We start from the raw sequence: 8,204 nt of genomic DNA, 5'->3' as shown, positions 1-8,204 counted from the left end.
GATGAAGTTCGTCTTGCTCGTGCCGACGGAGGAGCCGTGGTAGATGAACATGCCCAGACGCGGGTCGAGGCGGTAGCGGAAGAGCAGCAGCCGGTTCGCGCAGACGACCGTGCAACCGCGCTCAAGCATGTCCATGCGGAGATCGAGCATCATCGTGTCGAGGCTGCTGATACCGGGAATCACCTCGATCCGGAGGTCGTCCGCATCGTCCGCGAGACGGAATATCTCCTGGGTCAGCGTGACACCGAGGTTCGGATGACCCTGCATCAGATAGGTGACGTCCCCGAATTCCCGGGCCGCGGAAACGACGGCGTCGAGCATGCTCGTGTAGTTCGCCCGGTCCTGCGCGCCGTCCTTGTAGCGGCCGGCGATGTCCTCGACGCGCTCCAGGCCCAGTTCGGCGAGCCATTCCCTGGCCCCCGGGAAGTTCACGTACAGCACCTTCGAAGCATTCAGGAGGGCCTCGCGCCCGCCGATGCTCAGATCCCGCTGCGGGAAGATCCCCGCTCCTACCAGACGGACGACTGCCATGATTCTCTCCGTGTTTCTCTCGTCAACTGTTGATGGAATGCGATGAGTTACTGGGCGATGTCCGCAGGCTGCGGTTCCGGTGCGACCGCGGCCGCCTCCGCTTCCCGCTTCACCTGGGCCAGACGCGCGTTGCTGAGCACCGGCAGCACCAGGACCGCGACGACCGCCATGGCCGCACCGCCCGCGTAGAAGGAGGCCGGGACCCCGAAGGCGTCGGCCACCGCGCCGCCCGCGATGCCGCCGACGGCGAAGGAGCCCACGGCGACGACCCGGTAGACGGAAGTGACGCGGCCCATGAGGTCGTTGGGCACGATCTGCTGACGCAGGGTCACGACGTGGATGGACTGGACGAGTACGACGAAGCCGTCCAGGGCCATGAGTCCGACCGTCGCCGCCGGGCTGATCGCCAGGCCCAGTCCTGCCGTGGCCGCGGCCGAGAGCAGACTGGTCACGAGGATCAGGGTGCCCGGGGCGAACCATCCGCCGACCCGGCCCGCCGCCATGCCGCCGAGCACGGCGCCGATCGCCGCCGCGGCCAGCATCACGCCGTAGGCCTGGTCCGACATGCCCAGCTCGTCCTGCGCCAGCAGGACCATCAGGCCGTAGCTGGCCGCGCTGGCCGCGTTGCCGACGGCGGCGACGAGGCTCAGGGCGCGCAGCGTGGGCGAGGACCAGTACCACCGGGCGCCGACGGCGATGTCCTCGCCCACGCTCTTGACCGTGAGCGGCGGTCCGGCCGGTACCTCCTTGCGCTGTACCGCGGAGGGTATGAGGGCCAGCAGGCCCACGGCCGCCAGGTATCCGGCCGTGCCCAGGGCGAAGGGCGCGAAGGTGGCGGCCGCGAAGAGGAAGCCGCCGATCGGCGGCCCCACGAACTCGTTGCAGACCACGTACGTCGTCTGCAGCCGGCTGTTGGCCCGGGTCAGGTCCTCGGAACCGACCAGCGTCGGAACCCACGCGGCCGACACGCTGTCGTAGAGGGTCTCCGCGGTGCCGATCGCGAAGAAGACCACGTACAGCAGCGGCATGGACAGGCCGTCGCCCAGGACCGCCGCCGTGAGCGTGGCGAAGGCCGCCACACGGATCCAGTTGGCGCTCTGGGCCACCTTCCGGCGGTCCAGGCGGTCCGCCAGCGCGCCGGAGATGAAGGCCAGCACCAGCCAGGGGGCCCGCTGCGCCACGGTGATTCCGGCGATCAGGCTCGGGTCGCGGGTGATCGTGGCCGCCAGCAGCGGTGCCGCGGCCAGGCTCACCCCGTCGGACAGGTTCGAGGTAGCCGTCGCCGCCCACAACTTCCTGAACGGATTCGGCTTCGGGCGGACACTCATGATCGGTTCTCCTCGGGGAATGCGGTACGTGAAAGTTCGCCGGACACTGCCTCCGCCGCGCGCGGACGGCCCCGGTTGCGGCGCGTGATCTCCTCGCGCAACAGGACCATGCCTTCGAGCACGGAGCAGTGCGCCAGCACCCCGGCGTCCACGGCCGGCAGGGACAGCCGACGGGACAGCCGTATCACGGAGTGCTTGGCCGACTCGTCGTCCCCGGCCACGAAATTGACCGGCGCCGGGGTCCCCGAGCCCGTCAGGTCACCCACGGTGTGGGTACTGAACCCCTTGACCAGCCGGGCGTACGGAATCCGCCGGGCGATCTCGACGGCCCCCGAAGCTCCTGCGGGCAGGAGGAGTCCGTCACCCTCGTCGGTCAGCGGATTGGTGGCGTCCACGACGATCCGGCCCTCGGCGAAGCCTGGGAAGCGCTCCGCCAGGTTGAGCGCGGCGGTGAAGGGCAGGGCCAGGACCACCGCGTCCGCGCCCTCCAGGGCGGCGAGCGCGGGCCGGACCAGGTCCCGTGCCCACAGCGGCTCCGGCGCCGCGGGCGCGCCGCCGTCGTCCTTGCGTGCCGCCACCCGGGTGTCGATCCCGTGGTCGGCCAGCCGCAGGGCCAGGGCCGTCCCGAAGCCGCCGGCGCCCAGCACGCACACCGTACGGATGTCCGCCTCATCCATGGCCACCGCCCAGGGTGTCCCGGGCGAGGGCGTGGGCCAGCGTCACGATCTCGAAGCAGAGGTCGGCCTCCCCGCCGTCACGCGGCGCGTACACCAGGACCGTGCCCCGGGGCAGGCCCCGGCCGGCCAGCAGGTGGTACTCCCCCCAGCCGGCGGCGACCACCTCGGCCGCCGATTCCACCGGGAGCGACATGTGCCAGGACCCGTCGTACGACGGATGGGCGTGGGCGTACTCGACGACCGAGGGACGGTCACCGGGCACCGCCAGGTGCAGGCCCACCGCGCCGGGAACCGATACGCGCGTCGCGGCGACCGTGGTTCCGGCCAGGTCCGCGCAGCGCCGCAGCAGCCTCCGCTGGAGGTGGTAGGGGGCGTTCTGGGTCAGCTGCTGGTGCGGGACCGAGGAGCTGGTCAGCGGAGGCTCGCCCGGGCGGGTGGGCAGCGGGGTCATCAACGCCCCTCCCGCCGGGCCAGGTGGGACCGTGTCGCCCGCGCGTTGGCCACGACGTGCACGGCGCGTCCCGCACCGGGCAGCGGCAGCACGTGGTCACCCAGGTCGAGCAGGACGCCCAGGGCCACCTGGGCGGGCGTGACGCCCTGCCGCTCCGCGGCGTCGAGCACCCTGGGCTCGCGCAGCAGCGCCCCCTCGGCGAAGGGCTGGTAGGCCATGACCGTGATGCCGCGCTCCCGGCAGTACGCCACGAGCTCCAGCACCGCCGGGGTGACGCGGCGGGCGTGCAGATGGTTCTGCACGCTGGCGACCGGCCCTTCCCGCTCGGCGAGCCGAAGCTGTTCGAGCGTCACGTTGCAGAGGCCGACGTGCCGGGTCAGGCCGCGCCGCCGGGCCTCCTGGAGCGCCCCGACCTGCTCCTCCAGCGGAATGCGCGTGGACGGGTGGTGGAGCTGGAGCAGGTCGAGGGCGTCCAGCCCCAGCCTGCGCAGACTCCCCTCGGCGGCCTCCAGGAGACGCTCCGGGCGGGCGTCCACCGCCCAGCCCCCGGAGGAATCGCGCACCACACCGGCCTTGGTCGCGACCGGCGGGCGGGCGCCACGACGGCGCAGCACGTCGCCGATGATCCGCTCGGACCGGTACGGGCCGTAGCAGTCGGCCGTGTCGATGACGGCCACACCCAGGTCGCAGGCCGTCTCCACGGCCCGGCGGCCCTCCGCCTCGTCCGCGGGCGGGCCGAAGGAGTCCGGTCCGGCCAGGCGGTTGCCGCCCAGCCCCATGCGCAGCGGCCCCCAGGCCGGGCCCGCGGGCGCGGCCGGACCCGGTGCGGGGATGACGTCGGTCGTCCTCATGCCGCCAGCACCCGCAGACGTTCCAGTCCCCGGCCCAGGAACCTGCCGGACCAGCGCAGCTGCTGCTCCTCGCACAGGGCGAGGTTCGGCAGACCGGCGAGCACGGCCCGCAGCAGCGCGTCCAGCTCGACCCGGGCCAGCGAGGCCCCCACGCAGTAGTGGGCGCCGAGGGAGAAGCTCAGATGGGGGTTGGGGGTGCGGTCCAGACGGTACGCGTCCGGGTCGGCGAACACCCTCGGGTCGCGGTTCACCAGTCCGAGTAGGACCCCCACCTGTACGCCGGCGGGGATCACGGTGTCCCCGGCGGCGGTGGGCTCCGTCGTCCGGCGCATCACCACGTGGGCGGGTGTGTGCAGCCGCAGGAGCTCCTCGATGGCCGGAGCGATCAGGGACTCGTCCGCGAGCAGCTGCTCGTAGCGCTCGCGGTGCCACAGCAGGGAGAGCAGCATGTTGCCGAAGAAGTTCGCGCTGGTCTCGAAGCCGGCGACGAGCAGCAGGATGCAGGTGGCCAGCAGTTCCTCGTCGTCGACGCCGGCCGCCCCGGCGCGCTCCGCCATGACGGAGAGCAGGCCCGCGCCCTGCGGGGCGGCCCGGTGGAGGGCGAGCTGCTCGCGGAAGAACGCGAGGACGTCCTCCGCGCTCCGGTCGAACTGCTCGTCGTCGGTGTGCCGGGACAGGGCGACGGCCCACTCCCCGAGGAACTCCCCTTCCGCGGGGGAGACCCCGAGCAGCCGGCAGATGGTCTCCGCCGCGAGGGGGTAGGCCACCGTCTCCATGATGTCGGTGCGGTCCCCGGTGGCGAGGATCGCGGCGAGCTCGCCCAGGCGGGCTGCCGCGCTGCGGCGGATCTCGTCCTTGAGCAGGTCCAGGCGGGCCGGGGTGAAACAGTCGCTGACCATCCGGCGCAGGCGCAGGTGGCTTTGGGCGTCGTGGAAGATGAAGAACCGTGCCGAGAGCCTGTTCCAGGTTCCGGCGGCCGCCGGCTTCCTCGTCGCACTGCTCACGGTCCGGTTCCGCAGCAGCTGGACGGCCTCGGGGTGGCCGAGGACGAGCCAGAGTCCGTCACCCGTTCGCTGGACGGGCAGGTTCCGGTCCAGCCTGCCGTAGAAGCGCGCCGCGACCTCGTCCTGGGGAGTCAGGTCGGGCTGGTGGCTCTGCACGGGAATCCCCTTTCCTTTCATTTCGGTTCAGGCCAGTCGGGTCAGGTCGTCGAATCCGGGCCTCGGCGGGAGCAGACCGCCCCCGTCCGTCCCGGAGGCGAGGCGCTCGACGACCCGCTCCGGGGCGTCGGCGATGAGGCTGGACGCCAGGGCGTACACCACCTGGTATCCGACGGAGGTGCTGTACGTGTCCCGCAGGTAGACCATGCCCAGGGCGTCGCTCGGCGCTTGGCACAGGCCGAGTTCGGCGGCTTCGGCCAACAAGTAGTAGTGGTTCAGCCAGGCTTCCGCATCGCAGTACCGCGACCAGAGCCGCGGCGGTTCCGGGTCGTCCGGGGCGGACGCGGCGAGGTGGGCCGCGAAGCCGACCCGGCCGAGCGCCAGGGCCGCCGCCTCGGACTCCACGTAGCGGCGGAAGCTCTCCTCCGGTGCCGCGCCGGGGGCCGTCTCGTACAGGTAGTGGCCGACCTCGTGCAACAGGACCGCGAGGGCGGCGCTGCTGCCGTCGTCCGCGAAGAGGATCTCGAAGCCGTCCGCCGTCCTGGCGACCCGTGCGGCCGGTCCGCCACCCGGCGGCTCCGCTATCGACGAGAGTGCGTCCGCGTACGGCAGCCCGAGGCCGCGCAGTACGCCGGCGGCCGCCGCGACGGCTCCCCCGGGCAGCGGCCGGCCGCGCAGCCAGGCGTCCGCGAGCAGGGGTACGTCCGTGCCGGCGTGCTGCTGGAGGCCGGGCCGGCCCAGGGCGCACAGGGCGGACCGGCTGCGCTCGACCTGTGCGAGGTGGACCTCGCGCACGGCGAGCGGCATCGGGTGCGCCGCCACCGCCCGGCGGCGGTCGGCGAAGAGCCGCTCGCGCCGGTCGGGGTCGCGCCACAGAGTCCGCGCCGCCGCCACGTAATCGGTCATGAAGAGGTCCCAGCCCGACTGGATGCGGGTCAGCACGAGGGGTTCGGGCAGCGGGTTCACTGGGCCTTCTCGCTCTCTGGTCACTTCGGGCACCGCCCCCGGCCCGGTCCGGCGGCCGAGGGGCGCCGGTCAGGAGAGGCGTGCGAGCTTGTAAAGACGGGTGCCGTCGTCGAACCGCAGCCGTTCCGCGTCGACCACGCACCGCGGGTACGGCCGGTCCGGGACGCCGTACGCGCCGTCGGCGGTTCGCCGCAGTACGGTCTCGTAGCCTCCGCGGGTCCGTACGGAGGCGTGTTCCCCGGCCACTTCGACGGTGAGCGAGTCACCGGCGTAGCGGCCGGCGGACGGGGCTCGGACCTCCCCGGGGCGGGCGGGCCCGCCCAGGAGCAGGTCGCGGGCGGAGGAGGACGGCGCGCCCACGGACGAGGCCGCGACCGCCTGCTTGACCACGCCGCGCAGCTCCGGCGGTGTGATGGCCGCGGAGGTCATGGCCACGACGTGGACGTCCTCGTGCGGGTAGCTGACGAACTCCGTGGTGAATCCGGCGCTGAAGCCCTGGTGGTGGTAGAACGTCCGTCCGGCGGAGTCCTTGTCCACGAGCACCGACATCGCCATGCGCTGGTGGAAGCGAAGGCTCAGCAGGTCCTCGCGGATCCGGTGCCCCACGGCGCCGCCGCCACCGCGCAGGTGCGCCCCGAGACCGGTGAGCAGGGCCATCAGGTCGCCCGGCCGCGCCCAAAGGCCGCCGGCCAGCGTCTCCGGGTAGTGCAGCGAGCCGTACGGCACGGGGACGGCCGCATGGATGAACCCCCGGGCGAGGTCGGGTGCCGGCGTGGTCCCGGGCAGGTCCGGCAGTACCCCGGCACCCGGGACGGCGTCCGCCACGGCGTCCAGCACCGGGACCGCGGATCCGTGCAGCCGCTCCAGTTCCAGCTGGAGCAGCGCGAAGGCTCCGCTGCTGTAGACGACGCGCCCCGTCGGCAGTCCGGTGAAGGCCAGCCCGGGGGAACGGCCGTGCCCCCGGAGGATCGCCGGGAGGTCGGGCACGGCCTCGGCGCGCGGGTATCCGGGGACGCTGCCCACGTTGAGGCCCGTCAGGTGGTGCAGGACGTGCCGGGGCGTCAGCGGGACCGGGTGTCCGAGGTAGTGGGGCACGAAGGCGCCGACCGTCTCCAGCGGGCGGTCCAGGTCGAGCCGCCCCGCCTCGTGCAGGGCCAGGCAGCCGACCGCCGTGACGAACTTCGACAGCGAGCCCAGCTGGTAGAACCGCAGCGCCGCCCCGGGGTCGCCGCGTTCCACGAGGACCTCCCGGTCGCCGTCGGCCAGGAGCACCGCCGTGCTGCCGGCCGTGCCGGCCTCGGCGATCACCGGGGCCAGCGCGGCCTCGATCAGCGCCTGCCGGTCCGTCGGTGCCACGGGGGCGGCTGTGGGCTTCGGGGTGGTCATGGAGCCGGGACCTCTGAGGACGGTTGACGGCGCGGGTGGAAGAAGCCGACGACCGCGGTGCGGGGCCGGTCCCCCGCGGAGGGGGTGACCGGAGTGACCCGGTGGTGGATCTGCGAGGTGAGCACGACGAGCCGGTTGGGGCGGGCACTGACGTACAGGCCGTGCCCGATGTCGTTGCGGCGCCGCTCGGCGGCGGTGTCGAACCCGAAGTCGGGGCCGACGTCACCGGACGGCCGCGCCCGTTCCCGCGTCCGTGTGGGGCGCGATCCGTCGTCGGCCTCGGCGTCACCGAGGACGAGCAGCTCGCCGCCCCAGGAGGACCCCCACCGCGGGTGTCCGTAGAAGACGTACGCCCCCAGCAGGCTTTCGGCGTCGCTGTGCCAGTCGAGGCCGGCGCCGACGCCGGAGAGGACCGTGCGGCCGGTCAGCGTGCCGTGTCCCCCCGTGAGGCCCTGCGGATAGCCGCCCGCCAGGGTCTCCCCCGGGTCGGCGATGCGCTCGACCAGCGCGCCCACCCGGCCCATGCCGTGCGGAGTGGAATTCGTCTGACCGCGGGCGACCAGTTCGCTCTGCATCACCGGCGCACCCGACATGCCGTACGCCTTGACCCATTCCTTGGAATGCATCGGGCGGTAGTTCAGGAACTGGATCGAGGAGGCCAGAGAAAGGAATTCCTCTTCCGGGAGGAAATCGTCGATCACCGTGAGGTGAGGGTACTTAAGGGTAATCCTCATGCGCGGAGGCTCTCTGTGCGCGGAGGGTGGGCGACACCCGGCGGGGTGCGGCCCACCCTCCAGCGTTGCTCATTGGACGCCCGACCGGATCCGGCGGAGCCGGATCGGATCAGGTCGGAC

Annotated in this window: 9 protein-coding genes; all 9 read right to left on the bottom strand. The window is 72.9% G+C overall.

The genetic code is table 11. The features are described 5' to 3' along the window. Nucleotides 1-531 (bottom strand): SAM-dependent methyltransferase (locus AB0O29_RS04720; protein ID WP_365146050.1); only part of this gene is annotated, 531 nt, incomplete at its 3' end. Between the two features lie 47 nt (nt 532-578). Continuing rightward, entirely contained in the window at nt 579-1,859 is a 1,281-nt protein-coding gene (locus AB0O29_RS04715) for an MFS transporter (RefSeq protein ID WP_365146047.1), read from the bottom strand. After that, nucleotides 1,856-2,536: an NAD(P)-binding domain-containing protein gene (locus AB0O29_RS04710; RefSeq protein ID WP_365146044.1), complete on the bottom strand. Its 681-nt coding sequence runs from the start codon at nt 2,534-2,536 to the stop codon at nt 1,856-1,858. The genes AB0O29_RS04715 and AB0O29_RS04710 overlap by 4 nt, the downstream gene beginning before the upstream one ends. Beyond that, nucleotides 2,529-2,987: a phospholipase gene (locus AB0O29_RS04705; protein WP_365146042.1), complete on the bottom strand. Its 459-nt coding sequence runs from the start codon at nt 2,985-2,987 to the stop codon at nt 2,529-2,531. Before AB0O29_RS04705 ends, AB0O29_RS04710 begins: the two co-directional genes overlap by 8 nt. Beyond that, the gene (locus AB0O29_RS04700) at nt 2,987-3,838 is read right to left on the bottom strand and encodes an aldo/keto reductase (protein WP_365146039.1); all 852 of its coding nucleotides are present in this window, start codon (nt 3,836-3,838) and stop codon (nt 2,987-2,989) included. Before AB0O29_RS04700 ends, AB0O29_RS04705 begins: the two co-directional genes overlap by 1 nt. Continuing rightward, nucleotides 3,835-4,998, bottom strand: a complete 1,164-nt coding sequence (locus AB0O29_RS04695; RefSeq protein WP_365146036.1) for a cytochrome P450 — start codon at nt 4,996-4,998, stop codon at nt 3,835-3,837. The genes AB0O29_RS04700 and AB0O29_RS04695 overlap by 4 nt, the downstream gene beginning before the upstream one ends. A gap of 27 nt (nt 4,999-5,025) precedes the next feature. Continuing rightward, nucleotides 5,026-5,964, bottom strand: a complete 939-nt coding sequence (locus AB0O29_RS04690; protein WP_365146029.1) for a hypothetical protein — start codon at nt 5,962-5,964, stop codon at nt 5,026-5,028. A gap of 69 nt (nt 5,965-6,033) precedes the next feature. Then, nucleotides 6,034-7,350 carry a serine hydrolase gene (locus AB0O29_RS04685; RefSeq protein ID WP_365146026.1) on the bottom strand — a complete coding sequence of 439 codons (1,317 nt, stop codon included), beginning with the start codon at nt 7,348-7,350 and terminating at the stop codon, nt 6,034-6,036. After that, complete coding sequence (locus tag AB0O29_RS04680) at nt 7,347-8,051, bottom strand: 2OG-Fe(II) oxygenase (RefSeq protein ID WP_365146023.1); 705 nt, start codon at nt 8,049-8,051, stop codon at nt 7,347-7,349. Before AB0O29_RS04680 ends, AB0O29_RS04685 begins: the two co-directional genes overlap by 4 nt. Nucleotides 8,052-8,204 lie beyond the last annotated feature (153 nt).

Origin of the sequence: Streptomyces sp. NPDC089915 (assembly GCF_040684675.1) — a bacterium.
Taxonomy (GTDB): Bacteria; Actinomycetota; Actinomycetes; order Streptomycetales; family Streptomycetaceae; genus Streptomyces.
Note: the sequence above shows the minus strand (reverse complement) of the source record. Positions and strands in the feature narration are given on the sequence as shown.

What these genes read in the sequence shown, in the direction of transcription:
- AB0O29_RS04700 (WP_365146039.1), bottom strand. Translation starts at nt 3,838, where the DNA reads ATGAGGACGACCGACGTCATCCCCGCACCGGGTCCGGCCGCGCCCGCG.
- AB0O29_RS04705 (WP_365146042.1), bottom strand. Translation starts at nt 2,987, where the DNA reads ATGACCCCGCTGCCCACCCGCCCGGGCGAGCCTCCGCTGACCAGCTCC.
- AB0O29_RS04710 (WP_365146044.1), bottom strand. Translation starts at nt 2,536, where the DNA reads ATGGATGAGGCGGACATCCGTACGGTGTGCGTGCTGGGCGCCGGCGGC.
- AB0O29_RS04685 (WP_365146026.1), bottom strand. Translation starts at nt 7,350, where the DNA reads ATGACCACCCCGAAGCCCACAGCCGCCCCCGTGGCACCGACGGACCGG.
- AB0O29_RS04715 (WP_365146047.1), bottom strand. Translation starts at nt 1,859, where the DNA reads ATGAGTGTCCGCCCGAAGCCGAATCCGTTCAGGAAGTTGTGGGCGGCG.